The organism is Xanthobacter sp. YC-JY1, from assembly GCF_021730305.1.
Lineage (GTDB): Bacteria > Pseudomonadota > Alphaproteobacteria > Rhizobiales > Xanthobacteraceae > Xanthobacter > Xanthobacter flavus.
This window is the reverse complement of the sequence record NZ_CP032674.1, coordinates 419,734-446,166: the sequence shown is the minus strand read 5'-3', so window position 1 is coordinate 446,166 and position 26,433 is coordinate 419,734. Positions and strand designations below refer to the sequence as shown.

The following is a 26,433-nucleotide window of genomic DNA, read 5'->3' as shown; positions in this document are numbered from 1 at the left end:
GTCCTTGACCGGTACCGGGTGGGTTGGCGCTCAAGCGCCGCGCGGGCTTGGCCAAAGGCCCATGATTAACCTCATGGGCCTTTGGCTCACACTGGCCCCACCTCCTCCATCCGCACTTCCTTGAGCTTCTTGATGCCGAGCAGGCTCAGCGCGGCATTCTCATAGAAGGTCTCGCTCACACCCTGCCGCACCTTGTGCAGGAAGTAGCGCTCGAAGCCGACCTTGGCGGTGTGCACCCAGGCGCCTTGCGACGACCAGTTGACGTTGCGCGGCGGAATCTGCGGCTGGGCGATGAAGGCGATGCCTCCGTCGCCGAAATCCGCGAGGCACACCGCGTTCCACGTGGCCACCGCGCGGGGCTTTTCTCCAGCCAGCAGCGCAGCGACGTTGGCCGCCGTGGCCGTCACCATGGATTCGATCATGAACCCGGTCTTGGGCACGCCCACCGACAGGGGCGTCTTGCCCATGGGCGGAATGGCGACGCACACGCCGATAGCGAAGATGTTGGGATAGGCCGGGTTCTGCTGGTGCCGGTCCACGATGATGAAGCCGCGGGGATTGGAAAGCCCCTCATGGCCCGACACCGCCGGCACGCCGCGGAAGGCGGGCAGGATCATGGAGAAGGCGAAGGGCAGATCGTGGGTCGCCTTCACGCTCGCGTCCTCGTTCACCTCCTCCACGTTCATCCGGCCCGCCTCGACGCGGGCGACGCGGGCGTTGGTGATCAACTTGATGTGCTTCTCGCGCAGCGCGCTTTCGAGCAGACCCTTGGTGTCCCCCACCCCGTCGAGGCCGAGATGGCCGACATAGGGCTCGGGCGTCACGAAGGTCATGGGAACCTGGTCGCGCACGCGAGCCTTGCGCAGCGCCGCATCGAGGATGAAGGCAAATTCGTAGGCCGGCCCGAAGCAGGAGGCGCCCGCCGCCGCGCCGACCACGATCGGCCCCGGTGAGCGCACCAGCGCATCGAATGCCTTGCGCGCCTCGGCGGCATGATCGGTGAGGCAGACCGACTGCGTATGGCCGGCGGGGCCGAGGCCCTCCACCTCGTCGAAGGCAAGGTCAGGGCCGGTGGCGATGACGAGATAGTCGTAATCGAGCGTCTCGCCGTCGTTCAGCTCGATGGAATTGGTCTTCGGATCGAGCCGTTTCGCCCCCATGGGCATGAGGCGGATGCCGCGCGACTGGAAAACCTTGGTGAGGTCCACCGTGATCTCCTCCGGCTTGCGCCAGCCGACGGCGACCCACGGATTGGACGGCACGAAGCTGTAGGTGGAACCCTTGTTGACCACCACCACCTCGTGCTTCGACCCCACCTTCTCCTTCATCTCGTAAGCCATGATGACACCGCCGAGCCCGGCGCCGAGGATGACGATCCGCGACATTGTTACCTCCCTTTGATGCGCCCGCCGGTCCTACCGACGGATGCGGGGCACGCTCGGGACCTGTTGACCCCACATCGCGCCTCTTGACATTCAAGAATTAGAATTTCATTTTTTTGAATGTCAAGGGATTTGGGCGTCGTCACGACGTACCGTCAGGGAGGAAACCCCATGAGCGAAATCGCGCAGACCTGCCCCGGGTCTGGTTCAGGCTTCGCCTGTTCGCTGAAGGCCAAGGCGTGGTCGCCCTATGTGGCCGGCATTCTCATCGGCCTTCTGCAGGTGCCGGCCTTCCTGCTCATCGAGACGGCGCTAGGCGCCTCCTCGTCCTACGTCACCGTTGGCGGCATCGCGGCGTCGTGGATCGACCCGGCCGTGACCAACATCGACTATGTGGCCAAGCACATCGCGGCCACCGGCAAGAACTGGTGGCAGGTGGCGCTGGTCGTCGGTGTCGCCATCGGCGCCTTCCTGTCCATGCGCATCTCCGGCGCGCGCCGCCGGCCCATCTCGCCCATCTGGTCGCGGGCGCTCGGCACGTCGAGCCAGGGCGTGCGCTATGCGGTGGCGTTCGGCGCCGGCTTCGTGATGCTGTTCGGCGCCCGCGTCGCCGATGGCTGCACCTCCGGCCACGGCCTCTCCGGCATGGCGCAGCTTGCCGTGTCCTCCACGGTGGCCGTCGCCGCCATGTTCGCCGGCGGCATCGCCACCGCCCTGCTCCTGCTGCGCCGCATCTGACGCCGAACATCGGCAAGGAGAACCTCCATGTCTCTGGTCCAATCCATCGTCATCGGCCTGCTCATGGGCACGGTGTTCGGCGTCGCCCTCGAAAAGTCCCGCGTGTTCGAGCCGGGCATGATCGTGGGGCAGATGCAGCTCAAGAATTTCATCATGCTCAAGGTGTTCCTCACCGCCGTCGCCACCGGCGCGGTGGTGATCGCGACGCTCCACGGCTTCGGCCTCGTCAAGCTCGCGCCCAAGGCGACCTTCTATGCCGCCGACGTGGTAGGCGGCCTCATGCTCGGCGCCGGCATCGCGCTGGCCGGCGCCTGCCCCGGCACCGTCCTCGCGCAGGTGGGGGTGGGCTATCGCGATGCCCTGTTCACCCTCCTCGGCGGCCTCGCCGGCGCCACCGCCTTCGGCTATGCCGAGCCGGTGCTGAAGCCGATCCTCGCGGCTTCCGGGCCGGGCAAGATCACCTTCATGGACCTCACCGGCCTCTCATATCCGGTGATGGCCGGCGGCCTCGCGGCGGTGCTGGTGCTGATCCTCGTGGGGCTGGAGATGTGGCGGCCGTGGCGCGCCGACCTCGGCGCCGACGTGGACGGCGATTTCGGCCCCACGCCGGCCAAGGCCGCGCGCCCGCACCTCGAACCGGCGGAGTGATCCCCATGTCCGCGCCGCGCATCGTCATTCTCGGTTCCGGCTTTGCGGCGCTGACGGCCGTACGGGAGCTGCGACGGCGACACGTCGGTGCCGACATCACCGTGGTGTCGCCCGCGCCCGTGCTCACCTATCTGCCGAGCCTCATCTGGGTGCCGGCAGGGCTGCGGCGGGCGGAGGACCTGACGATCCCGCTCGCAGGCTTCTTCGCCCGCCACGACGTCCGCCATGTCCCCGCCACCGTGGAGCAGGTGACGGACGGCGGACGCCGCGTCCACACCAGCGGCGGCGTCATTGAGAATGACGTGCTGCTCATCGCCACAGGCGGGCGCTACATCCGCAAGCTGCCGGGCATCGAGAACGCCATCATTCCCTGCGAGGGGGTCGCGGTGGCGGACGCCCTGCGCCAGCGTATCGGCGCGCTCCAACATGGCGCCATTGCCATCGGCTTCGGCGCCAATCCGCAGGAGCCCTCGGCGGTGCGCGGCGGGCCGATGTTCGAATTCCTGTTCGGCCTCGACACGCTGCTGCGGCGGCAGGGCCGGCGGGAGGCGGTGGATCTCGTCTTCTTCAACGCCTCCACCCAGCCCGGCCAGCGCCTTGGCGCCAAGGCGGTGGCCGGGCTTTTGAAGGAGATGGAGCGGCGCGGCATCAGGACCCACCTCGGCCACAAGCCGCTACGCTTCGCACCCGACAGGGTGGTGACGGAAGGCGGCGAGATTCCCACCGACCTGATCCTCTTTATGCCCGGCCTCACCGGGCCGGCGTGGCTGACCGAAAGCTGCCTGCCGCTCTCGCCCGGCGGCTTCATCGCCGCCGATGCCACCTGCGCCGTTCATGGGCTCGATGACGTCTACGTGGCAGGCGACGCCGGCTCCTTCCCCGGCCCGGACTGGATGCCCAAGCAGGCCCACCAGGCCGACCTCCAGGCCCGTGCCGCCGCCCGCAACATCGCCGCCGCCCTCGCCGGCCGGCCGGAACGCGAAACCTTCCGGCCGGAACTCGTCTGCATCGTCGATACGTTGGATGCGGGCATGCTCGTGTTTCGCGACGTGCGACGCAATTTCAGCCTGCCCCGGCTCGGTCCGCTGCACCATGTGAAGCGGATGTTCGAGGCCCACTATCTGCGCGCCTATCGCGCCGCCTGAGCGAGGCGCCCCTTTCGCACCGCAACAGGATGGATTAAGCCCCCGGGAAAGCGCGCCACGCGCACGACCTCCAATTCCCCGGGTGCCCCTGTCCCATGATCCGCCTCGACAACATCAGCAAGCAGAACGGCCGGCAGCTCGTCTTCATCGAGGCGTCCGCCGCGCTGCTGAAGGGGGAGAAGGTGGGTCTCGTCGGCCCCAACGGCGCCGGCAAGACCACGTTGTTCCGCATGATGACCGGGCAGGAGACGCCGGACGAGGGGCAGGTCTCGGCGGATCGCGGCATCACCATCGGCTATTTCAGCCAGGATGTGGGCGAGATGGCCGGCCGCTCCGCCCTCGCCGAGGTGATGGACGGCGCCGGCCCGGTCAGCACGGTCGCGGCCGAGCTGAAGGAGATCGAGGCGGCGCTGGGCGATCCCGACCGCATGGACGAGATGGATGCCCTCGTCGAGCGCTATGGCGAGGTGCAGGGCCGCTTCGAGGAGTTGGGCGGCTACGCGCTGGAAGGCCGCGCGGCAGAGGTTCTCGCCGGCCTCGGCTTCTCCCAGGAGATGATGGACGGCGACGTGGGCAAGCTCTCCGGCGGCTGGAAGATGCGCGTGGCCCTCGCCCGCATCCTCCTCATGCGGCCGGACGTGATGCTGCTGGACGAACCCTCCAACCATCTCGACATCGAGAGCCTGATCTGGCTGGAGAGCTTCCTGAAGGGCTTCGACGGCGCGCTGATGATGACGTCGCACGATCGCGCCTTCATGAACCGCATCGTCAACAAGATCGTCGAGATCGACGCCGGCAGCCTCAACACCTATTCCGGCGACTATGAATTCTACGCCGGCCAGCGGGCGATGAACGAGAAGCAGCAGCAGGCGCAGTACGAGCGCCAGCAGGCCATGCTGGCCAAGGAAATCGCCTTCATCGAGCGCTTCAAGGCCCGCGCCTCCCACGCCGCGCAGGTGCAGAGCCGGGTGAAGAAGCTGGAGAAGATCGACCGGGTGGAGCCGCCCCGCCGGCGCGAGGCGGTGGCCTTCGAGTTCGCCCCCGCGCCCCGCTCCGGCGAGGACGTGGCGAGCCTCAAGGGCGTCCACAAAAGCTATGGCAGCAAGGTCATCTATGAGGGGCTGGATTTCCACATCCGCCGCCGCGAGCGCTGGTGCGTCATGGGCGTCAACGGCGCCGGCAAGTCCACGCTGCTCAAGCTCATCGCCGGTGCCGCCACGCCGGACGAGGGCACGGTGAATGTCGGCGGCAGCGTGAAGATGGGCTATTTCGCCCAGCACGCCATGGACCTCCTGGAGGGCGAGCGCACCGTGTTCGAGACGCTGGAGGACGCCTTCCCGCAGGCCGGACAGGGCGCCCTGCGCACCCTCGCCGGCTGCTTCGGCTTCTCCGGCGACGACGCGGAAAAGCGCTGCCGCGTGCTCTCCGGCGGCGAGAAGGCGCGGCTCGTGATGGCCAAGATGCTGTTCGACCCGCCGAACTTCCTGGTGCTGGACGAGCCCACCAACCATCTCGACATGACCACCAAGGAGATGCTGGTGGAGGCGCTGGCGAACTACGAGGGAACGATGCTGTTCGTCTCGCATGACCGCCACTTCCTCGCCGCCCTCTCCAACCGCGTGCTGGAGCTGACGGAAGACGGCATCCACCAGTACAATGGCGGCTACACGGAATATGTCGCCCGCACGGGGCAGGAAGCGCCGGGCCTGCGGAACTGAGCGCCGGCCCCCCCGCGGCGCGCCCCGGCGGGCCGCGGCACGCTCACAGCGCCCGTTCGCCCGCCTCCATGGCCTCGATCAGCGCGGGCACCACGGTGGCGCGCATCCGGCGGCCGTAGAACAGGCCGAAATGGCCGGCACCCGCCACGCTGACATGGCGGCGAAGGGCGTCCGGAACGGCGCGGCACAGATCGTGGGCGGCTTGCGTCTGGCCGGGGGCGGAGATGTCGTCGTCAGTGCCCTCGATGGTGAGCAGCGCGCCGCGAAAGGCCTCCGCCCGCACGGCGTGGCCACCGATCTCCAGCCTGCCATGGGCGAGGGCGTTGTCGCGGAAGATGGTGGAGACGTTCTCCATGAAGAATTCCGCCGGCACGTCCATCATGGTCCAGCACAGCCGGGAAAGCGGGAAGCGCAGCGGGTCCGCGCCGTCGTCGAACAACAGGCGCATGGGCAGCTCGCCGCCGGTGATGGATTGCCGCCAGAGGTAGAGGGCGAAGGTGTCGATCTGCCGCCAGGCCGGGAACACGCGGCGCCCGGCGCCGGGCAGGCCCTGCGGCACCTCCTCCACCACCTGCGCCTCCAGCGCCTCCAGCGAGCGCTCCTGCAGCATCTTCCACAGGCGGGTGGGATTGCGCGCGGGGTCCATGGGTCCGCCCACGAGGCTCAGGCTCGCCACCGGCAGGCCCTCGTCCGCCAAGAGGCAGGCGGCGGCAAAGGCGGGCAGCGCCCCCTGGCACACGCCCACCACATGCACCGGCCCCGCTACCGCCAGCGCGCGGGCCATCTGCGCGGCCTCGAGGCAGTTCTCGGCGAAGCCGAAGCGTCCGGCATCGAGCGGCAGATAGCGCGCATTGGGCCATTCGGTAATGCCTACCCGGCCGGCGCCCGGCAGCAGAGCGGCGAGAAGATCGCGCATGAGGAAGGGATAGCCGCCGGCGATGGGCGCCACCACCAGCACGCTGCGGGCGGGCGCATCTGCGCGCGAGAACAGCCGCAGCCGGCCGAAGGCGAGGCTGGCCGGAACCGCGTCGCGCACCGTGCCGCGCGCCAGCCCGAACGCGCGATAGGCGTCCTCGGTCGCGCAGGGGAGCGTGTCGGCCGCTGCGGGACGGAAGGGACGCAGATCGTCAAGCCACATGGGGCGCGGTCCGTCCTTTGCGATCCGGGTGGGGGCGACGGCCCATCATAGCCGAACGCCCCCGGCGCACCATGCCCGCGCGGGCGGAATCTTAAGCCGGCTTCAGAGCGACGCGGCGGCGCGCGCGGCCTGGTCGTAATGGCCGGAAAGGGTGCGCAACAGCGCCGCCATCTCGGAGAGCCGGGCCGGATCGATGCCGGTGGCGGCGACCGCGTCTGCCAGCAGCGCCTCGCGCACCTCGCGATAGCGCGCGCAGACGGCGCGGCCGGTCTCGCTGGCGGAGAGCGTCTTCTCCTTGCCCCGCCGGCCGCCTTCCACGAGGCTGAGGCCCTGCAGCTTCTTCGCCGCATAGGTGACGAGGTGGGTGTCCTCCACGTCGAGCACGAGGCAGAGGTCGGCGATGGTCTTCGGCCGGTCGCGATGGACCACGTGGTGCAGGATCAGCACGTCGAGGGCCGAAAGGTCCGGCACGCCCGCCGCCGCCATGCAGCGCACCATCCAGCGGCCATAGGCGTGGGTGAGCATGTTGAGCCCGAACTCGAACTCGGACAGCGCCGGCAGCGCCCCGTCCGCGAGATGGGCGGAGGAGACGATGGAGGGGCCGGCCTTGCGGCGAGCGCCCTCGAGCGCCTTCGGGGGGATGTCCTTGGTCACGGGATCGATCCTGTGGTGCGGCCGGGGCGGAGTGCCCTCCCCGGCCGCGGGGTCACGTCGGGCTCACTTCTTGTAGGCGGCGATGATCTCCTGGCCCGCCGGGCCGGCCTTGGCGAGCCACGCCTCGGTCAGGGTGCCGCCAATCTTCTCGAAGCCGGCCTTCAGCTCGGGCGAGGGCGGGGCCACTGTCATGCCCTTGGCGGCGAGGATGTCCATATAGGCCTTGGTCTTCTCCTCGGAGAGCTTCCAGCCGCGGGTCTCGGCGGCGGCGGCGGCCTTCAGCACCGCTTCCTGGGTGGGCTTGTCGAGGGCGTCGAACGCCGCCTGGTTCACGAAGATGACGTTCTTCGGCAGCCAGGCCTGGATGTCGTAGAAATAGGGAATGCTCTCCCAGATCTTCACGTCATTGCCGGTGGCGCTGGAGGTGATGAGGGCGTTGACCACGCCGGTGGCGAGCGCCTGCGCCAGCTCCGCCTGCTGCACGGTGACGGACTGGGCGCCCACCGCCTCGCCGATGCGCGAGGTGCCGGCATTGTAGGCCCGCCACTTGGCGCCCTTCAGGTCTTCCACCTTGGCGACGGCATTCTTGGAGAACAGGCCCTGCGGCGGCCACGGCACCGCATAGAGCAGCTTGATGCCCTGGGCGGCGAGCTTCTTCTCCACCGCCGGGCGGGAGGCATCCCACAGCTTCTTGGAGGCGCCATAGGAGGTGGCGAGGAAGGGCACCACGTCCACGCCGAAGATGGGGTCCTCGTTCTCGTGGATGGAGATGAGCACCTCGCCCGCCTGCACCTGCCCGGTGGCGACGGCGCGCTTGATCTCGGGCGCCTTGAACAGGACGGCGTTGGGCTGGAGCGTCACGGCGAGCTTGCCGCCGCTCGCCGCCTCCACGTCCTTGGCGAACTGGGCGAGGTTCTCGGTGTGGAAATTGTCCGCCGGATAGGCCGAGGCGAGGTTCCACTTGGTCTGCGCGGCGGCAGGCGCGGCGCTCGCCAGAGCGGCGAGGCCGGCCGCGAGCAGCGCGGAAGCAAGGGTGCGGAAAGGCGCCATGTTCTGGTCTCTCTCTGGTTCGTTGTGGACGACGCGTACTCGTTTCCTCTCAGCCGCCCGGGAACACCCAGCGCGGCAACACCAAAGCGATCTCCGGAAACGTCGTGATGATGATGACCGCGATATTGAGAAGAATGAAGAACGGCAGAGCCGCCTTCGCCACGGTGAGCGTATCGCGACCGCTCATGTTCTGCAGCACGAACAGGTTGAAGCCCACCGGCGGGGTGATCTGCGCCATCTCCACGTGGATCACGAGATAGACGCCGAACCACACGAGGTCGAAGCCCGCCTGCTTCACCATGGGCAGCACGATGACCGCGGTGAGCACGATCATGGAGATGCCGTCCACGAGGCAGCCGAGGATGATGTACATCACGGTCAGCGCGAGGGCGAGCTTGCCGGGGGTGAGGTTCAGCCCCTGCACCCACTCCGCCAAGGCGACGGGAATGCCCGTATAGGCCATGGCCGCGGTGGTGAAGGCGGCGCCCGCGATGATGAGCATGATCATGCAGCTGAGCCGCGTGGCGCTCATGACGCTTTCGACCAGCGTCTTCCAGGTGAGCGTGCCGCTCCACCACGCCAGCGCCAGAGCGCCGGTGACGCCCCATGCTGCGCATTCGGTGGCGGTGGCGATGCCGAGCACGAGCGACAGGAACACCCCCGCGATCAGGAAGAGGCAGGGCAGCAGCTTGGCCGACTGGCGGAGCTTCTCTGCGAACGGCATGGGCGGGTCGCGCGGCGGGGTGCGGCCGGGATTGAGCAGCGACCACAGCATGATGTAGCCCGAATAGAGACCCATCACGAGAAGGCCCGGCAGGAAGCCCGCCAGGAACACCTGCAGCACGGAGACGTTGGCCGTCACCGCATAGACCACCATGGGGATGGACGGCGGGATGAGCAGGCCGAGCGTGCCGGAACCCGCCAGCGAGCCGAGGCTCATGCCCTTGTCGTAGCCGCGCTTGTCCAGCTCCGGCAAAGCGATCTTGCCGATGGTGGCGCAGGTGGCGGCCGAGGAGCCGGACACCGCCGCGAAGATTCCGCAGCCGATCACGTTCACATGCAGCAGCCGCCCGGGCAGCCATTGCAGCCAGGGGGCAAGCCCCCGGAACATCTCCTCCGACAATCGGGTTCGGAACAGGATCTCGCCCATCCAGATGAACAGGGGCAAGGCGGCGAGGGTCCACGAGGCGCTGGCGCTCCACACCGTGGTGGCGAGCACCTGGCCGATGGGCACCGGCGTGGTCAGCACCATGGCCAGAAGGCCGACGAGGCCGAGCCCAAGGGCGATCCACACGCCGGAGGCGAGGATCGCGATGAGGAAGACGAGGAGGACCAGCGAGAGCTGGATGAGATCGAGGTGGGGCATGCTCAGACGCCTCCCCCCGACGCGATGCGGTCGACCAGCTCATCGGGCGAGGAGACCGGCTCCTTCTCGTAGCGGGGGCGATTGCCGCACGCCACGTTCACGAGCTCGTCGGTCATGGCGATGAGCAGGATGGCGAGGCCGCCGGCATAGCCCAGCTGGGGGAACCACAGCGGCACAGCGACGACGCCCTGCGACATGTCGTTGAAGCGCCAGGAATCAAAGGCGAGGCGACCGGCATTCCAGGTGAAATAGGCGAGGAAAGCGACGCCAACCGTCAGCGAGAACAGTTCCAGCGCCTGCCGCCGCCGCCCGGTGAGCCGCTCCAGCACGAGGCCCACGCGGATCATCTCGCCATAGCGGAAGGTGTGGGCGAGGCCGAGAAAGGCCATGGCGGCCATGGACCATGCGGCGAAGTCGTCGCCGGAAGGAATGTTGATGCCGAACTGCCGGCCCACCGACAGACCCATCATCAACGCGAAGATGAGCACCAGAAAACCGGCCGCAGCGACGCCGGACGCGAAATAAAGGCCATCGAGCAGCTTGCGGATCATCGCGACACCCCCGGGGTGTGCGCCGGGGCCAGGGCGCAGGTCCGCGCGGCCCCCGTTCGGTGACGGAATTCTTCGCTGGTCATCGGAACCCCTCTGGAGACCGGCACCCTTGTTCTGCCGGCCAAGAAGAACCGGCCTTTCGGGTGCTCTTGGAAGGATGTTCTCCTGCCTTCGATATTTCGTCAACAAATTGTTGACGTTTTATCGCCCCCATGACTTCCTTATTCGCGAGCGGGGCGTTTTGCTTCGCGGGCGCGCCCTTGCTGCGCCCGAACTGGGGAGCAGGAAGCCTGCCAACCCCGCCAGCCACCATCCAGACGGGAAACGGGGCCGATGTCGAGCGACGATGTGAAGACGAGCGCAGCCGCTGAAACCGACGCCGCGGCGCCCCCCTCTCCGTCAGCCGCCGAACCCTCGCCCGCCCCTTGGGAATTCTGGATCGACCGGGGCGGGACCTTCACCGATATCGTCGGCCGCAAGCCGGATGGCAGCCTCGTCGCCCACAAGGTGCTGTCGGAAAATCCGGAGGCCTATCGCGACGCCGCGGTGCACGGCATCCGCGAACTGCTCGGCCTCCCCGCCGGCGCGGCGATCCCGCCGGGGCTCGTTTCTGCCGTGAAGATGGGCACCACGGTCGCCACCAATGCCCTTCTGGAGCGCAAGGGCGATCGCACCCTCCTCGTCACCACCCGTGGCTTCAAGGATGCGCTGAGGATCGGCTATCAGGCGCGGCCGAAGATCTTCGCCAAGAAGATCGTGCTGCCGGACATGCTGTTCGAGAGCGTGCTGGAAGTGGACGAGCGGGTCCGCGCCGACGGCACCGTGGAGGCCGCCCCCGACCTTGCCACCGTGCGCACCGCGCTGGAGCAGGCGAAGGCGGACGGCATCGCGGCGGTGGCCATCGTCTTCATGCACGGCTATCGCTTCCCCGAGCATGAGCAGCAGGTGGCGGCGTTGGCGCGGGAGATCGGCTTCCCGCAGGTGTCCGTCTCCCACGAGGTCTCGCCCCTCATCAAGCTGGTGGGGCGCGGCGACACCACGGTGGCCGACGCCTATCTCTCCCCCATCCTGCGCCGCTACGTGCGGCAGGTGGCGGAGGAACTGTCCGGCGGCAAGGAAGCAACTGCGGGGGAGGCCGAGGGCGAGGCCATCCGCCTGATGTTCATGATGTCCTCGGGCGGCCTCACCGCCGCCGATCTGTTCCAGGGCAAGGACGCTCTGCTTTCGGGACCTGCCGGCGGCGTGGTGGGCGCGGCGGAGACCGGGGCGCTCGCGGGCTTCAACCGCATCATCGGCTTCGACATGGGCGGCACCTCCACCGATGTCTGCCACTATGACGGGGAGCTGGAGACCGCCTTCGACACGGAGGTGGCGGGCGTGCGCATCCGCGCGCCCATGATGCGCATCCACACGGTGGCGGCGGGCGGCGGCTCCATCCTGCATTATGACGGCGCGCGCTTCCGCGTCGGCCCGGATTCTGCCGGCGCCAATCCCGGCCCCGCCTGCTATCGCCGCGGCGGGCCGCTGGCCGTCACCGACGCCAATGTGATGCTGGGCAAGCTGATCCCGGACTACTTCCCGAAGATCTTCGGCCCCGCCCAGGACCAGCCGTTGGACGCCGAGGTGGTGCGCCGGAAGTTCTCTGATCTTGCCGAGGAGATCGGCGGCGGCCGCTCCCCCGAGGAGGTGGCGGACGGCTTCGTCACCATCGCGGTGGAGAACATGGCCAATGCCATCAAGAAGATCTCGGTGGAGCGCGGCTATGACGTGACCCGCTACGCCCTGAACTGCTTCGGCGGCGCCGGCGGCCAGCACGCCTGCCTCGTCGCCGACGCGCTGGGCATGACCAAGGTGCTGCTGCACCCCTTCTCCGGCCTCCTCTCCGCCTATGGCATGGGCCTCGCCTCCGTCCGCGCCCAGCGCACCCGCGCGGTGGGCGAGGAGATGACCACAACCCTCATTCCCGGTCTGGTTGAACTCAAGGCTGAACTGGCAGCGGCCACCCAGGCCGAGCTGGCCACGCAGGGCATCCGGACTGACTCGATCCTGACAGAGGCGAAAGCCCACCTGAGATATGGTGGAACCGATACTGCACTGCCGGTTCAACTCACCGACATCGCGTCGATGACCGCCGAGTTCGAGACCAAGCACCGGGCCCAGTTCGGCTTCGTCTCGCCGGAAAAAACCATTGTTGTGGAGGCGCTTGAGGTGATTTCGGCGGGCGGCGGCGCGGGCATCGCCGAGCCGGACCTTCCACTGAATGCCGGCACCCCTTCCGATACCTCCCAGACCCGCTTTTTCGCCCGCGGCGCATGGCACGACGCGCCCGTGGTGAAGCGGGAAAACTTCAAGCCTGGCATGAACTTGCAGGGTCCGGCCATCGTCATCGAGCCGAACCAGACGGTGGTGGTGGAGAAGGGCTGGCGGGCGGAGGTCTCGGCCAAGGACCACCTGATCCTCACCCGGACGGAAAAACTCCAACGTTCAGAAGCGGTTGGTACCCATGCTGACCCGGTGATGCTGGAGGTCTTCAACAACCTCTTCATGTCCATCGCCGAGCAGATGGGGGTCACCCTCCAGAACACCGCCTACTCGGTCAACATCAAGGAAAGACTAGACTTTTCCTGCGCCGTCTTCTCCGCGGAGGGCGATCTCGTCGCCAACGCGCCGCATATGCCGGTCCATCTCGGCTCCATGGACCGCTCGGTGGAAACCGTCATCCGCGAAAACGCCGGCGACATCCACCCCGGCGATGTCTTCGCCCTCAACGCGCCCTACAATGGCGGGACGCATCTGCCTGATATTACAGTGGTAACGCCTGTTTTCGACGACGCCGGAAAGGCCATCCTGTTCTGGGTCGCCTCCCGCGGACACCATGCGGACGTGGGCGGCGTCGCCCCCGGTTCCATGAGCCCGCTGGCCACCCATATCGAGGAAGAAGGCGTCTATATCGACAACTTCAAGCTGGTCTCGGAAGGCACCTTCCGTGAGGCCGAGTTGCGCCATCTCCTCACCTCCGCGCGCTATCCGGCCCGCAATCCCGTGCAGAATATCGCGGACCTCAAGGCTCAGATCGCCGCCAACGAGAAGGGCGTGCGCGAACTCCTGAAGATGATCGACACGTTCGGCCTTGATGTGGTGCAGGCCTATATGGGTCATGTGCAGGACAATGCGGCCGAAAGCGTGCGCCGTGTTCTGGATCGTCTTGACGACTGCTCCTTCCATTATGAGATGGACCAGGGCACCGTCATCAAGGTCAAGATCTCGGTGGACAAGGAGAAACGTGAGGCGACGGTGGATTTCACCGGCACCTCGCCCCAGCAGCCCACCAATTTCAACGCCCCCGCCCCCGTCACCCGCGCCGCGGTGCTCTATGTGTTCCGCGTCATGGTGGAGGACGAGATCCCCATGAATGCGGGCTGCCTGCGCCCCATCCGCATCATGGTGCCGGAAGGGTGCATGCTGTCGCCTGTCTATCCGGCTGCGGTCGTGGCAGGAAATGTCGAGACTTCGCAGGCGGTTACCAACTGCCTGTTCGGCGCGCTGAAGGCCATGTCCGCCTCCCAGGGCACCATGAACAACCTCACCTTCGGCAACGACATCTACCAGTATTACGAGACCATCTGCTCCGGCTCCCCCGCCGGCTCCGGCTTTGACGGGACGGATGGCGTGCACGTGCACATGACCAATTCCCGCCTCACCGATCCGGAGGTGCTGGAGACGCGCTTTCCCGTGCTGCTGGAAGATTTCCACATCCGTCCCGGCTCCGGCGGGCGGGGGCGTTGGCATGCGGGATCAGGGACTTACCGGCGCATCCGCTTCCTTGAGACGATGGACTGCGCCCTCCTCTCCTCCCACCGCCGCATCCACCCGTTCGGCGTGGACGGGGGCGAGAAAGGCCAGTTGGGAGAAGGGTTTGTGCGCCGCCTGGATGGCTCCACCGAGGTCCTTCAGGGCTGCGACCAGAAGGTATTGGAGGCAGGTGAGGCGGTCATCATCGTCACCCCGACGGGGGGCGGATATGGGGATGCGAAGCTGAGGAAGCGGTAACCAGACCCTCCCGCAGCCAACAAAAAAGGCGCCCCACGGGCGCCCTTCTGCTGCGGTGCGGCAAAATGTCAGTAGGCGAGCGCGCCCACCTTTTCCACCTGGATGGCGTCGCCGACGCGGACGATACGCAGCGAGGTGCCATCACGGCCGACCGGGCCGGGAAGGGAGACGATCTGCTCGTCGCCGGGCTGCTGGAGCACGGTGGACACGCGGACCACGGCCGGTGCAGCACCGGGCTCGCCGGCGGCGTCGAGGGTGGTCACCACCTGGTAACCCTTGGTATTGCGAACAAAATAGGTGACGGCGGAAGCCTTGCCACCCAGATTGGTCACGATGGCCTGACGCTCGGCGGGGAGGGTCTCACCGGCGAAGGCAGGGGCGGCCGCGATCACAGAGGTCGCGGAAAGGAGGCCGGCAACGCCGGCGAGGAGGATGTTCTTCATGTCAGCCTCGCTGCGCTCCGTGCGGCCCGCGGCCAAGATCTCGGTGCGCTTTAGCTGTGGTGCACCATAGCGGACTTGCTGCGATGCAGCACGCTTATTTTCCGCATTCCAGAAATGCATTCCACGCAAATCTCCACCTACCTTGATACCTACTCAGCCAGGCGGCCCGAACAGGAGGCTCAGGCGGGCCCTGACTCCCCTGCTGACACCCCACTGCCGGTACATGTCCACCCAGGTATTCGAGACGATTCGGATGGGGTTCAGGCTCGATTCCACACCGGCCACGCCGAACACCAGCGGCTCGCCCTTCGGCGCCTGCGCGAAAGTGCCGAACATCCGGTCGAAGATGATCAGTACGCCGCCGAAATTGCGGTCGAGCACCGCGCTGTTGGCCGCGTGGTGCACCTGATGGTGGCGGGGCGTGTTCAGCACCCATTCCAGCGGCCCGAGATGGGGCGGTGCGGCGAGGTGGAGGAAGAACTGGTAGACGAGGCTCGCCCCCAGCATGCCGAACACCGCCAGCGGCGGGAAGCCGATCAGTACCAGCGGCAGGTAGAACACGAACCCGCCGGTGAGATGCCCGCCCCAGCCGAGCCGCACCGCCGCCGAGAGGTTGAGGCGGGTTGCGGAGTGGTGGACGGCATGGGTCGCCCACAGCCAGCGCACCTTGTGCATGGCGAAGTGGTGGACGTAGTAGCTCAGCTCCACCCCGAGGAAGAGGGCGATCCAGGCTAAGGCACCGCTCATGGGGATGTCGAGCAGCCGGTGGCCGGAGACGAACACGACGGGCGCCGCGACGACCCCCACAGTGAACGCTTCGATCACCTTGTGGCCGACGGCGATGGCGAGGGAGGCGGCGGTCTCCCGCGGATCGTAGCTGTCGTGATGGTTGAGCCGGTGGAACAGGTATTCCACCAGCATCAGCAAGAGCGCGATCAGCGCGAAGGCGGCCGGGTGGGGCACGGCGGTGCCGCTGGCGAGAATGCCGAACATGACGATGGTCCCGTGTGGTGCCCCCCTGCCCCGCCGCCTGAACGATGGAAGAAATCAGCCGGGCCGCGGCTAGGGGCGGCTTGCCGCGACCCGGCTTTCCGGGCCTTGCGGCCCGGAACCGAGACCTGGGCTCAGTAGCGGCTCACCGTGCCCGAACGGCTCACACTGTTGCCGGCCGGGCCGGTGCTGGAGCCCTGGTAGGAATAGGTGCCGGGGGCGGTGCGGGTGACGCTCCCGGTATGGGAAGCCGTGCCGCCGGCGGGGCCGGTGACGGTGGAGGCGCGGCTGCAGGTGCCGCCCGCACAGCCGCCGGCACCCGAACTGTTGTAGGTGCCGCGCGGCGTGGTGGTGCTGCCGGTCCGCGTCCAGGCGGCCGCTTCGCCGATGCCCGAAAGCATCGTGAAGCCGGCGACGGTGAGGATGGCGGCGGAACGGGAGAAGGGGATCAGGCTGGGCATCTCGGTTCTCACTCAGGCGCCATCCCGCAGGGCATGGCCGGTTGCGATGGTGAGAGCTTCACGGATACCCGTTGCATCGCGTTTGCCTGCCGGTGAGGTGCTGTAACGTTTTGTATCCTCGACACGGCCGCGCATTGATGGCGTGCTCCCGTCCGGCGAAACTCGCCCCGTCCCAGCCGAGACCCACGCCCTCCTTGGAGACCCGCTTTTGGCCCCGCGCACGCTGCTCATCGTTGAGGACGACCGCGAGATCCGCGCTTTGCTCGCGGACTTCCTCGGGCGCGAGGGCTATGGCGTGCTGGCGGCGGAGGATGGCGTCGCCATGGACCGCATCCTCGCCAGCGCGCGGCCGGACATGGTGATCCTCGACCTCATGCTGCCGGGCGAGGACGGGCTTTCCATCTGCCGCCGCCTACGGGCGCGGGGCGGAATGCCCATCCTCATGCTCACCGCCAAGGGTGACGACGTGGACCGCATCGTCGGGCTGGAGATGGGCGCCGACGATTATCTGCCGAAGCCGTTCAACCCGCGCGAGCTGCTCGCCCGCATCCGGGCCGTGCTGCGCCGCGCGGACGGGACGCTGGCCGAGCCCGCCCCGCGCAACCGCCGCGTCGCCTTCGCCGGCTTCGTGGCCGATCTCGACGCCCGCAGCGTCGCCGAGGCCGATGGCCCCCTCCTCGATCTCACCTCGGCGGAATTCGAGCTGCTCGCATGCTTCCTGGAGCGGCCGAAGCGCGTGCTTTCCCGAGACCAGCTTCTGGACTGGACCCGCGGGCGCTCGGCGGACCCGTTCGACCGCACCATCGACGTCTCGGTCAGTCGCTTGCGGCGCAAGCTCTCCGCCGTCTCCGAAGAAGCCGCCCTGCTCATCAAGACCGTCCGCAATGGCGGCTATCTGCTCACCGCCGATGTCCGCCAGCTCTGATCCTGCAGCGGCGCGCCCTCACCGCCGGTTCGGGCTCGGCACGCGGCTGGCGCTGATCATCGTCGCCGGCCTTTTGGCGGTGCAACTGCTGATGCTCGCGGCCTATGTGCTGGAGCGCCAGCGGTCCTCCTCGCCCGTCGCCGTCCTGGTGGTGATGCAGCGGATCGCCGCGCTGGCGCAGCTGCTCGATCGGCTGCCCCCAGCCGAGCGCGATCTCGCCGTGCGCGCGGCCGCCGGGCCGGGCTTCCTCGTCGCCATCCGGGCCGAGAAACCGGACATCGAGACGCCGCGCCTGCTCGGCTTTGCCGAGCGCCGGCTCCGGCTGCTCACGGGACTGCCGCCGGACCGCTTCATCGCGCTGTCGCTCGCAGGCGACGATCACCCCCACGGCCTCGTCGAGCGCCTGCGCGACCTGCGCGGCGCAAGGCTCACCGTGGCCTTTGCGCTGGCCGACGGCAGCTATCTGGAGATCGTGGCCGGAGGCGACGTGACGGTGCGCTTCCTCGGCCTGCCGGTGGGGTTCCTCGGCGGCATCCTCGGCTTCCTCGTGGCCCTTGCCGCCCTGCTCGCCGTGCGCCGGGAGACCCGCCCCCTCTCCGAACTCGCGGCGGCGGTGGAGCGGTTCGGCGCCCAGCTCCAGCCCTCGCATGTGACGGAGCGCGGTGCCGCCGACATGCGGCTGGTGATCCGCACGGTGAACGCCATGCAGGCCCGCATCTCGGAGCTGGTGCGCATGCGCACCCTCGTGCTGGGGGCCATCAGCCACGATCTGCGCACCTATCTCACGCGCCTGCGGCTGCGGCTGGAACTGATGCCGCCCGGCGATCAGGTGGAGAAGGCCCGCGCCGATCTCGACGGGATGCAGGCGCTGGTGGACGACGCCCTCGCTTTTGCCCGCGCCTCCTTCGCCCCCGCCTCCGGGGAGACCGTGGACCTCGCCGCGCTGGCGCGGGCCGAGTGCGAGGCGCGCCGGGCGCAGGGCGCGGCCGTCACGCTCCATGGCGCCGACGCGGAGCTGGTGGTCGCCGGCAATCGCGGCGCGCTCGCCCGCGTGCTCGCCAATCTCGTTGGAAACGCCATCGCCTATGGCACGTGCGCGGACATCACGCTTCAGGATCGCGGCGACGCGGTGGACCTCGTGGTGGAGGATCGCGGACCGGGCATTCCTGCGGGCGAACGGGAGACGGTGTTCGAGCCCTTCTACCGGCTGGAGCCCTCGCGCAACCGCGACAGCGGCGGCGCCGGGCTCGGCCTCACCATCGTCAGGCAGATCGCCGAGGGGCACGGCGGACGCGTCACCATCGAAGACCGCTCCGGCGGCGGCGCCCGCCTCACCGTGCGGCTGCCGAAGCCGGCACGGACGGAGCGCGCCTCCTGAGGGACGCCCTCAGTTTTTCAGCGCCGCCTCGACCCCGGCGGCCACGGCGAAGAGGGCGGCATCCGTCCCCGGCGCGCCGGCCAGCATGAGGCCGGCGGGCAGCCCGCCTTCGCCGGTGAGGGGCAGGGAGATGGCGCAGCCGTCGATCATGTTGATGAGGGTGGGGTTGCGCAGGGCCATGAGATTGGCGCGGCCATAGGCGTCGTCGTCGGTCAGAAGGTCGGCGATGCGCGGCGGAGCGATGGCGACGGTGGGCAGCGCCAGCGCGTCGAAGCCGGCGAGCCGCGCGGCGGCACGGGCGACGAGGCCGGCGCGGGCGGCGACCAGTTCCACATAATCCGCCGCCGACTGCTCGGAGCCACGGCGCACGCGGACGGAGACGCGGGGATCGTAGCCCTCGCCCTTCTCTGCCAGCAGGCGGCGGTGGACCGCGTAGCTCTCGGCCGCGGCAAAGCCGCCCTTGGCATTGAGCGTGGCGATCTCGCCGAACTCGGGGAAGGGCGCGGAGACAATGTGCGCGCCGGCCTTGGCGAGACGCTCCAGCGCGGCCTCGAAGGCGGCGGCCACCGGCGCATCCAGCCCGTCGAGGGCGACGGTGGTGGGCACGAGAAGGCGCAGTCCCGCCACCGGGCGGGCCGGCAGCGGCGCGTCACCGCCCGAGAGGATGGCATCGAGCGCCGCGCAGCACGCCACCGAGCGGGCGATGGGGCCGATGGAATCCAGCGTCGTTGACAGCGGGAAGGCGCCCTCGCGCGGCACGCGGCGCGCGGTGGGCTTGAAGCCGACGAGGCCGCAGAAGGCCGCTGGGATGCGGCAGGAGCCGCCCGTGTCGGTACCGAGCGCCGCATGGGCCATGCCATCCGCCACCGCTACCGCACCGCCGGAAGACGAGCCGCCGGAGACGCGCGGCGTCGTCGCCCGCTCGAAGGGGGCGGCGGGGTTGCCGGTGTGAGGGTTCATGCCGAGGCCGGAATAGGCGAACTCGGTCATGGTGTTGCGGCCCACGACCACGAAGCCGGCCCGGCGCAGGCGCGCCACGGCGGGGGCATCCGCCTTGGCCGGGGGAGAATCGCGCAGCACCTTCGAGCCTGCCGCCGTCACCTCGCCGGCGACGTCGAACAGGTCTTTCACCCCGATGGGGATGCCGGCGAAGGGCGAGGGCGCGGCCCCCGCCTTGCGCAGCAGGTCCTGGGCATCGGCGGCCGCGCGGGCCGCCTCCCGGTTCACGCGCACGAAGGCGCGCCCGCCCTCCCCGTCCGGATCATCGATACGGGCGATGCACGCCTCCACCAGCGCCCGCGCCGTGGTGCGGCCGGAGGCGAGATCATCGGCGAGGTCGGCAAGGGTGGGCAGCATGGGGGCGTCCGAAAGAAGAGAAATCAGGCCGGATCGAAATAATGGATTTCGAACAGGATGCAGCCCTTATCCGACTTGAACGGCCCGTGCACGGCGCCCGGGGGACGCACAGCATAGGTGAAGGGGGGAAAGCTCTCGCCACCCTCGCCCTTCTCGTCATTGCCCACGGTGAGGTCGCCGGAGACGAGGAACACCTCTTCCCAGTATTCGTGCACGAAGGGCTTCGTGGTGAACACGCCGGGCTCGAACCTCAGGAGGCGCGAGCGCGAGCCGGCGCGGTTCTCTTCATCGAGGCCGCCGGAGAGGATCTTCTGCTGGATGCCCGAGGGATAGCCGGGGGGCACTTCCCAGCCGGTCGTCAGGTCCAGGGTATGGAACTCGTCGTGGATCTTGTTGATGGCCATGGCTGTGTCTTCCGGTGGATCTCAGGTCACTCGGCGGCGCGGGCGACGCGCGGCGTCACCTCGTCGGCGAGGTCGTAGGAGGAGAGCATGGAGGCGAGCAGCTTCTCCGCCCCCGCCCAGTCATAGGTGCGGAAGGAATGGCCCTTCACCACGAAGGAGGCGCCAGCATAGAACATCTCGTACTGGGTGTGGCGCGAGGCGAATTCCGAGCCCACCGCATCCCAGGCGAGCTTGTAGAACTTCACCTTCTCCTCGGCGCTGGCGGCGGGAGACTGCTGGGTCTTGCCGATGAGGCGGACCAGCTCGGCATTCTCGTAATCGTGCACCGAGGAGGGCAGCATGATCATGCCGCCGCCGGCCAGCTCGCGCAGGGTGGTGATGAACTTGCCGTAGAGCTGCTGGGCCAGCGTCTGCGCGGCGTAGAGGGTGTGGCGGTCGGGCACGAAATAGGGGCCGTAATAGCTGCCCTTGGCCTCCATGGCGGCCACGAAGGCATCCACCATGCCGGCCTCGGCGGCGAGCTGGCCGAGCGTCTCGCGCACCTGTGGGAAGTTGGTGGTGCCGTTCACCTCGGTGATGCGGCGGGCGATGCCGAGCAGGAACTTCAGCTTCACCGAGAGGCGGATCTGCGCCTGGTAGTTCTGGTAGACGTGCGCCGGCGTCGCATGGAACTGCTTGTTCGTCATGGCGATGTCGCGGGCGATGAAGATGCGGTCCCACGGCACCTTCACATCGTCGAAGTAGAGCACCGCGTCGTTCTCGTCGAAGCGGCTCGACAGCGGGTTGTCGAACACGCTGGGCGCGCCCGCCTCGTAGGACTTGCGGGAGAGGATCTTCAGGCCCTTCGCATTCATCGGGATGCAGAAGGAGAGCGCATAGGGCTCCTCACCCTTCTGCAGGGGCTGGATGCAGGTGACGAACACCTCATTGGCCATGATGCCGCCGGTGGCCAGCATCTTGGCGCCACGCACGGTGATGCCCGAAGTGTCCTCGTCCACGATGGCGGCGGAGAGGAAGGGGTCGGCCTGCTCGGCCGCATTCTTGGAGCGGTCGGCCTGCGGGTTGATGATGACGTAGGTGAGATAGAGATCGTTGTCGCGGGCGTAGCGATAATAGTCCGCCAGGGCGCGGGCGCGGGCCGGGTCGTAGAGCTCGAATTGGTCGAGGCCCATATACATGCCGGAGATACAGGAGGCGACGTGATCCGGCGCGCGGCCGAGGAAGCCGCCATGCAGCTCGGTCCAGGCCTCGAGGCCCCGGCGGCGGGTCTTCAGATCCTCATAGCTGGTCGGAAGCTGCCAGATGCGGTTGGCGCGGGTGCCGGTGTCGGTCTCGAAGGTCATCAGCTCCCGGTTTTCCGGGGCGCTGTGAAAGTCGAACATCTTCCCGACCGAGGCGATGGACCGGCGGAAGGCGTGATGGGTGGTGGCATCGCCCACACGCTGGCCTTCGATGAAGATTTCCCGGCCGTCCTTCAGGCTCTCGATATGCTCGGCACCGGTCTTGATCATGGCATGGTCCTCAAGTTCGGTTCAGCCGGCGACGGCCGCAAGCGTGCGGTAGCGTCCGGCATGGAAGATAAGCGGCTCGGCCACGGCCGAGCGATGGGCGACGACGCGGGCGATGAAAACTTCGTGATCGCCGCCGTCATGGATGGCGTGGGGCACGCACTCCAGATGCGCTGCCGCACCGGCAAGCAGCGGCGCGCCGCCATGGCCGCGCAGATGGTCCACACCGGTCCACTTCTCGCCCTGGGCACGGGCGAAGCGGCCGGACAGGTCCTGCTGGTCGTGGGCGAGAACGGAGATGCCGTAGGCCGCGGCCGACCGCAGAGCCGGCAGCGAAAGCGCCGTGCGGGCAACGGAAAACAGCACCAGCGGCGGGTCGAGCGACACCGAATTGAAGGAGCTCATGGTCATGCCGATGAGCGTGCCGTCGGCCGCCTCGGCCGCCACCACGGCGACGCCGGTCGCGAACGCCCCCAGCGTCTGGCGGAAGGCGCGCGGGTCGAACTCGGTCATGCCGGAAGAGCAGGGCGAAGACATGGGGCAATGTCCACGGAGCTAGATAGCTTTGTAATAAAGCTATTATCAAATGGGTGATGGACGTCAAGCCCCCTCCCCGGCTAAAAACATGCCGGCGCGCCGCCCCTCTGCAGGGGGAGGGTCCACGGCGCGCGGGAGCACGCGTTCATGCCTCAGACGACGAACGGGCGTGGCCGGAGGCCGTTGCCTTTGACAGCGTCACGCGCCGCCTTGCTTATCGACGGTTCGGACACCGAATTCCGTGAGTTGGTGCATGACATGCTCGCGTTCGCGGCCGCCATCCAGGAGGTGCGCAATCGCCTCGGCGGCCTCATCGGCCTGTCGGGCACCCAGTACACGATCCTGATGTCCATCGCCCGGCTGACGGGCAAGGTGCCGGAGCTAGGCGTCGCCACCCTCGCCGAGCACCTGCATCTGTCCGGCGCCTTCGTCACCATCGAGGTGAACAAGCTGGTTGCAGCGGGCCTCGTCAGCAAGACCACCAATCCGGGCGATCGCCGCCGGGTGCTGCTTGCCGTCACGTCCGAGGCAGAGCAACGCCTCGCCGAGCTGACGCGGGTGCAGGCGCCGGCCAACGACACGTTGTTCGGACCGCTTTCGGCGAGCGAGTTCCGCGCCATGCGCACCATCATCTCGAAGCTCGCGGGCACCGGCGACCGCACCCTCAAGCTGATCGACTACCTCGCCCCCGACGGGAAGATCGAGACGGCGCGTGAGCTGGTCTCGCCGCTGGTGTGAGGGGCCGGGGTTGGTGGGCGCCCCTACAGATGCCCCGCCACGCCCCCGGCACGCTCTGACACCATGCGGCCGTCGCTCATCTCCACGATGCGGTCGAAGATATCAGACCAGCGCGGATCGTGGGTGACCACCCCCACCGCCACCCGCCGCTCGTCTGCCAGCGCGCGGAAGACTTCCATCACCTGCCGACCGCGCGTGCCGTCCAGCGCCGCCGTGGGTTCGTCCGCCAGCAGCAGCACCGGATCGTTGGCGAGAGCGCGGGCGATGGAGACACGCTGCTGCTCGCCGCCGGAAAGCTGGGTGGGGTAATTGTCCTCGCGATGACCAAGGCCGAACTGGGCCAGCAGCTCGCGCGCCCGCTCCCGCGCCAGCTTCGGCCTGACATCGTTGATCTCCAGAGCGATCTGCACGTTCTCCACCGCCGTCAGGAAGGGGATGAGGTTCGCCTTCTGGAAGATAAAGCCCACATGGGTGCGGCGGAAGTCGCGCAGGCTGTTGAGCCTGGTCTGCGGATCGGCGATGGGCCTGCCGCGGAAATGGACGACGCCGGTGGAGGGCGGCTCCAGCAGTCCGGCGATCATCAAGAAGGTGGTCTTGCCCGAGCCGGAGGGGCCGACGATGCCGGTCAATTCGCCGGCGTTCAGGGCCAGCGTCATGTCCGAGAGCGCGGCCACCGCATTGGGGCCGGAGAGATAGATCTTGCTGGCGCCCCGCACCTCCATCACCACCTCCGGCGACGGCGCGGCGGGACGGGGAGCGGACGCGGCATCCGGCCCGGCGAGGGCGCTCATGCCAGCACCTCCTGCGCCCGCACCCGCATGGCGCGGCGGATGGCGAACCAGCTGGCGAACAGGCTGATGAGAAGCAGGGAAAAGGCGATCCAGGCGAGGTCATCAGGCAGCAGCAGCACGGTGCGCGGGAAGTTCGGATAGAGGGTGAAGGAGATGGCCAGCGCCACCCCATAGCCCAGCACGCCGATCCACAGCGCCTGCTGCACGATGAGGCCGATGATGACCCGGTCCCGCGCCCCGATGAGCTTCAAGAGGGCGATCTGGTTGATCTTCTCCAGCGTCAGCATGTAGATCGTCAGCGCGATGATGGAGCCCGCCACCAGCAGCGTCATGGCGGTGAAGGCGAGGATCTGCACCCTGAGGCGCCACAGGCGACCGTTCAGCAGCATGTCGCGCTCCTCGTCCTGGGTCAGCACCTCCACGTCGCCCCACGCCTTGATGCGGCGCTGCACCTCCTTCACGTCCGCATTGGGCTTCAGCTCCACCATCACCGCGGCGACGGAGCCGCCATCGCCCATGCCCATGCGCGAGCGGCCCTTGGCGAGGCGGTTCAGGAGCACGGCCTCGGAGGGCAGCACGCGGTTGATGGATTGCGCATCGGGAATGGTGACGAAGAACATCCCGTCGCCGCCCATGTCCACCTGGCCCTTGGTGAGGCCCACCACCGTATAGTCGTCATGGCCGAGGCGGATCACGTCGCTCACCAGCAGGCCGGTGGACTGGTCGGCAATGGCCTCGTAGCGGGTGGAGCGGAAGGCGCGCCCGTCGATGAGCGGGATCCAGGCGGCGGAATCCTTGGGATAGTCCACGCCGGTCACGGCGAGGCGCACCGGCTTGCCGTCGATCGTGTATTGCTGATTGTACTGGATGAAGCGGCGGGTCCCACTGACCCCCGGCACGCCCTCCACCCGCCGGTCGAGATTGGCCGGCACGGCCGAGGTCTCGGCAAAGGGGCCGGAGCGCCCGCCCTCCACCACCCAGAGGTCGGCGCCGATATCGTTGATGATGAGCAGCGCCTCGTGGACGATGCCGCGATAGAGGCCGATCATCCCCATGGTGGCGCCCAGCAGCATGCCGATGCCCACCGCCGTCAGCGCGAAGCGCAGGGCGGAAAAGCGCATGTCCCTCAGGGCGATATTCATGATGCGCTTTTCATGGGGGGCGCCTCAGGGCAGCCGGGTGCCGAGGCTGACTGGCTGGAAAGCGTAGCGCCCGGCCGGGGCCAGCACCACGTCGCCCTCCTTCAGGCCGCGCGTCACCACCACGTTGGAACCGCTGATGTAGCCGAGGGTCACCGGCGTCCAGCTGGCGCGGCCGCGCTGGGCCAGCCACACGCCGGCCCGGCCGTCGCGGCGCATCACCAGCGATTCCGGAATGCCGATGACCTGCTCGGGCGATTGCGCCTCCACCGCCACATTGGCGCGCTGGCCCATGGCCCAGCTGTCGGGCAGGGAATCGAGGGTGATGTCGGCGGTGAACTCGCGCGTCTCCTGGTCCACCTGCCGCGACAGGCGCAGCACGCGCCCGTTCCATACCCGCCCCGGATCGGCGGCGAAGGTGACGCGCGCCGGCTGGCCGGCCTTGATGGTGGCGCGGGCGGATTCGTCGAAGCGGGCGGAAATGATGATGGAGGAGAGCTCCACCACCTGCATCAAATTGGCGCCGGGCAGCAGCAGGTCGCCGGGATTGCGCTCGCGCGAGATGACCACGCCGTCCAGCGGCGCGCTGATGGTGGCCTCGCCGAGGCGCGCCTCCAGCACCTTCACGTTGGCTTCCTGCGAGAGGACCTGCGCCCGCGCCCGCTCGATGCCGGCCTCCGAGCGCGCCATGTCCGCCTCGGCCTGCTTGAAGGCGGCTTCCGTGGTGGTCAGCTCCGCCTGCGAGGCGGCGTTGAGGCGAACGAGGGTTACGCGGCGCTCGTATTCGATCTTGGTCTTGTCCAGCACCGCCTGCGCGCGGGCGCGGTCGGCCTGGGCCTCCGTCACCATGCGCCCGGCGGCGCTCGCCTCCGCCTGCGCGGCGGCGAGCTGGTTCTGCAGGTCGACGGATTCGAGCCGGGCCAGCACCTGCCCGCGCTTCACGCTGTCGTTGCGGTCGGCCTCGATGGCTTTGAGGAAGCCCTGGATGCGGCTCGTCACCACCACGCGGTTGATGGCATCGAGGAGGCCGGGGCCGTTGATCTCGAGGCTCATCATGCGCAGCCGCACCTCGTGATACGCCACCGGGGTCGGCAGCACATACCACCAGAAGCCTGCGCCGCCGGCCGCGAGGGCCAGCAGCATGACGACGGCGAAGCGCCGCCACCCGGCCGAATGGTCGGGCTTGAGATGGACCGGCTGGACACGCTCCGGCTTCATGGCCGGCGCTCGCTGCGACGGCGCACGTCCCGATGCGCGGAAAGGATGGCCTTAGGCTTAGGGGAAAGGCGCACGCGCCGTGCCCACGCGGGGCACGGGCTTGTC

Annotated in this window: 24 protein-coding genes; 8 read left to right on the top strand and 16 right to left on the bottom strand. The window is 68.3% G+C overall.

Going from position 1 to position 26,433, the window contains the following annotated elements; translation table 11 throughout:
- Nucleotides 1-86: 86 nt before the first annotated feature.
- Nucleotides 87-1,385, bottom strand: coding sequence for an NAD(P)/FAD-dependent oxidoreductase (locus D7006_RS02135; RefSeq protein WP_237355361.1), 1,299 nt, complete (start codon nucleotides 1,383-1,385; stop codon nucleotides 87-89).
- Nucleotides 1,386-1,553: 168 nt separating this feature from the next.
- On the opposite strand from D7006_RS02135, the gene D7006_RS02130 reads away from it, so the two are divergent.
- From D7006_RS02130 to D7006_RS02115, 4 genes are all read left to right on the top strand, one after another.
- Nucleotides 1,554-2,120 carry a YeeE/YedE thiosulfate transporter family protein gene (locus D7006_RS02130; RefSeq protein ID WP_237355360.1) on the top strand — a complete coding sequence of 189 codons (567 nt, stop codon included), beginning with the start codon at nucleotides 1,554-1,556 and terminating at the stop codon, nucleotides 2,118-2,120.
- 27 nt (nucleotides 2,121-2,147) lie between these two features.
- Nucleotides 2,148-2,768, top strand: coding sequence for a YeeE/YedE thiosulfate transporter family protein (locus D7006_RS02125; RefSeq protein WP_237355359.1), 621 nt, complete (start codon nucleotides 2,148-2,150; stop codon nucleotides 2,766-2,768).
- Between the two features lie 5 nt (nucleotides 2,769-2,773).
- Nucleotides 2,774-3,913 (top strand): NAD(P)/FAD-dependent oxidoreductase, encoded by a 1,140-nt coding sequence (locus tag D7006_RS02120; RefSeq protein ID WP_237355358.1) that lies wholly within the window; start codon nucleotides 2,774-2,776, stop codon nucleotides 3,911-3,913.
- A gap of 95 nt (nucleotides 3,914-4,008) precedes the next feature.
- Nucleotides 4,009-5,631: an ABC-F family ATP-binding cassette domain-containing protein gene (locus tag D7006_RS02115; protein ID WP_237355357.1), complete on the top strand. Its 1,623-nt coding sequence runs from the start codon at nucleotides 4,009-4,011 to the stop codon at nucleotides 5,629-5,631.
- A 43-nt stretch (nucleotides 5,632-5,674) separates the two neighbouring features.
- Here the strand turns inward: D7006_RS02115 and D7006_RS02110 are convergent, their stop codons facing one another.
- The 5 genes from D7006_RS02110 to D7006_RS02090 form a co-directional block, all read right to left on the bottom strand.
- On the bottom strand, nucleotides 5,675-6,769 hold the full coding sequence (locus D7006_RS02110; RefSeq protein ID WP_237355356.1) for a hypothetical protein: 1,095 nt from the start codon (nucleotides 6,767-6,769) through the stop codon (nucleotides 5,675-5,677).
- A gap of 102 nt (nucleotides 6,770-6,871) precedes the next feature.
- Complete coding sequence (locus tag D7006_RS02105) at nucleotides 6,872-7,423, bottom strand: winged helix DNA-binding protein (RefSeq protein ID WP_237355355.1); 552 nt, start codon at nucleotides 7,421-7,423, stop codon at nucleotides 6,872-6,874.
- A gap of 63 nt (nucleotides 7,424-7,486) precedes the next feature.
- On the bottom strand, nucleotides 7,487-8,473 hold the full coding sequence (locus D7006_RS02100) for a TRAP transporter substrate-binding protein (protein WP_237355354.1): 987 nt from the start codon (nucleotides 8,471-8,473) through the stop codon (nucleotides 7,487-7,489).
- Nucleotides 8,474-8,522: 49 nt separating this feature from the next.
- Complete coding sequence (locus D7006_RS02095) at nucleotides 8,523-9,839, bottom strand: TRAP transporter large permease (protein ID WP_237355353.1); 1,317 nt, start codon at nucleotides 9,837-9,839, stop codon at nucleotides 8,523-8,525.
- 2 nt (nucleotides 9,840-9,841) lie between these two features.
- Nucleotides 9,842-10,390, bottom strand: a complete 549-nt coding sequence (locus tag D7006_RS02090; protein WP_169124643.1) for a TRAP transporter small permease — start codon at nucleotides 10,388-10,390, stop codon at nucleotides 9,842-9,844.
- Nucleotides 10,391-10,723: 333 nt separating this feature from the next.
- Between D7006_RS02090 and D7006_RS02085 the strand changes: the two genes are divergently transcribed.
- On the top strand, nucleotides 10,724-14,440 hold the full coding sequence (locus D7006_RS02085) for a hydantoinase B/oxoprolinase family protein (RefSeq protein ID WP_237355352.1): 3,717 nt from the start codon (nucleotides 10,724-10,726) through the stop codon (nucleotides 14,438-14,440).
- Nucleotides 14,441-14,508: 68 nt separating this feature from the next.
- Here the strand turns inward: D7006_RS02085 and D7006_RS02080 are convergent, their stop codons facing one another.
- The 3 genes from D7006_RS02080 to D7006_RS02070 all read right to left on the bottom strand — a co-directional run bounded on the left by D7006_RS02080 (nucleotide 14,509) and on the right by D7006_RS02070 (nucleotide 16,334).
- Nucleotides 14,509-14,883 carry a hypothetical protein gene (locus D7006_RS02080; RefSeq protein WP_024280968.1) on the bottom strand — a complete coding sequence of 125 codons (375 nt, stop codon included), beginning with the start codon at nucleotides 14,881-14,883 and terminating at the stop codon, nucleotides 14,509-14,511.
- Nucleotides 14,884-15,036: 153 nt separating this feature from the next.
- Nucleotides 15,037-15,876 (bottom strand): sterol desaturase family protein, encoded by an 840-nt coding sequence (locus D7006_RS02075; RefSeq protein WP_237355351.1) that lies wholly within the window; start codon nucleotides 15,874-15,876, stop codon nucleotides 15,037-15,039.
- Nucleotides 15,877-16,007: 131 nt separating this feature from the next.
- Complete coding sequence (locus tag D7006_RS02070; protein WP_237355350.1) at nucleotides 16,008-16,334, bottom strand: hypothetical protein; 327 nt, start codon at nucleotides 16,332-16,334, stop codon at nucleotides 16,008-16,010.
- A 208-nt stretch (nucleotides 16,335-16,542) separates the two neighbouring features.
- Between D7006_RS02070 and D7006_RS02065 the strand changes: the two genes are divergently transcribed.
- Together D7006_RS02065 and D7006_RS02060 are read left to right on the top strand one after the other, a co-directional pair.
- Complete coding sequence (locus tag D7006_RS02065) at nucleotides 16,543-17,259, top strand: response regulator (protein ID WP_237355349.1); 717 nt, start codon at nucleotides 16,543-16,545, stop codon at nucleotides 17,257-17,259.
- Nucleotides 17,243-18,637 carry an ATP-binding protein gene (locus D7006_RS02060; RefSeq protein WP_237355348.1) on the top strand — a complete coding sequence of 465 codons (1,395 nt, stop codon included), beginning with the start codon at nucleotides 17,243-17,245 and terminating at the stop codon, nucleotides 18,635-18,637. The genes D7006_RS02065 and D7006_RS02060 overlap by 17 nt, the downstream gene beginning before the upstream one ends.
- A 9-nt stretch (nucleotides 18,638-18,646) precedes the next feature.
- On the opposite strand, the gene D7006_RS02055 is transcribed toward D7006_RS02060, so the two are convergent.
- From D7006_RS02055 to D7006_RS02040, 4 genes are read right to left on the bottom strand one after another with little or no spacing between them, the layout of a single operon-like run.
- Complete coding sequence (locus D7006_RS02055) at nucleotides 18,647-19,993, bottom strand: amidase (protein WP_237355347.1); 1,347 nt, start codon at nucleotides 19,991-19,993, stop codon at nucleotides 18,647-18,649.
- Between the two features lie 23 nt (nucleotides 19,994-20,016).
- On the bottom strand, nucleotides 20,017-20,397 hold the full coding sequence (locus D7006_RS02050) for a cupin domain-containing protein (RefSeq protein WP_169124636.1): 381 nt from the start codon (nucleotides 20,395-20,397) through the stop codon (nucleotides 20,017-20,019).
- Between the two features lie 26 nt (nucleotides 20,398-20,423).
- On the bottom strand, nucleotides 20,424-21,908 hold the full coding sequence (locus D7006_RS02045) for a 4-hydroxyphenylacetate 3-hydroxylase family protein (RefSeq protein ID WP_229645224.1): 1,485 nt from the start codon (nucleotides 21,906-21,908) through the stop codon (nucleotides 20,424-20,426).
- A 21-nt stretch (nucleotides 21,909-21,929) separates the two neighbouring features.
- Nucleotides 21,930-22,442 carry a flavin reductase family protein gene (locus D7006_RS02040; protein WP_237355346.1) on the bottom strand — a complete coding sequence of 171 codons (513 nt, stop codon included), beginning with the start codon at nucleotides 22,440-22,442 and terminating at the stop codon, nucleotides 21,930-21,932.
- A 258-nt stretch (nucleotides 22,443-22,700) separates the two neighbouring features.
- Here D7006_RS02040 and D7006_RS02035 point away from each other — a divergent pair, with 258 nt between their 5' ends.
- Complete coding sequence (locus D7006_RS02035; protein WP_229645226.1) at nucleotides 22,701-23,180, top strand: MarR family winged helix-turn-helix transcriptional regulator; 480 nt, start codon at nucleotides 22,701-22,703, stop codon at nucleotides 23,178-23,180.
- Between the two features lie 23 nt (nucleotides 23,181-23,203).
- Here the strand turns inward: D7006_RS02035 and D7006_RS02030 are convergent, their stop codons facing one another.
- From D7006_RS02030 to D7006_RS02020, 3 genes are read right to left on the bottom strand one after another with little or no spacing between them, the layout of a single operon-like run.
- A complete protein-coding gene (locus D7006_RS02030; RefSeq protein ID WP_237355345.1) occupies nucleotides 23,204-23,971 on the bottom strand; it encodes an ABC transporter ATP-binding protein in 768 nt (255 codons plus the stop codon).
- Nucleotides 23,968-25,113 carry an ABC transporter permease gene (locus tag D7006_RS02025; protein WP_169124631.1) on the bottom strand — a complete coding sequence of 382 codons (1,146 nt, stop codon included), beginning with the start codon at nucleotides 25,111-25,113 and terminating at the stop codon, nucleotides 23,968-23,970. Before D7006_RS02025 ends, D7006_RS02030 begins: the two co-directional genes overlap by 4 nt.
- Nucleotides 25,114-25,137: 24 nt before the next feature.
- A complete protein-coding gene (locus D7006_RS02020) occupies nucleotides 25,138-26,328 on the bottom strand; it encodes an efflux RND transporter periplasmic adaptor subunit (protein WP_169124630.1) in 1,191 nt (396 codons plus the stop codon).
- Nucleotides 26,329-26,433: the final 105 nt, after the last annotated feature.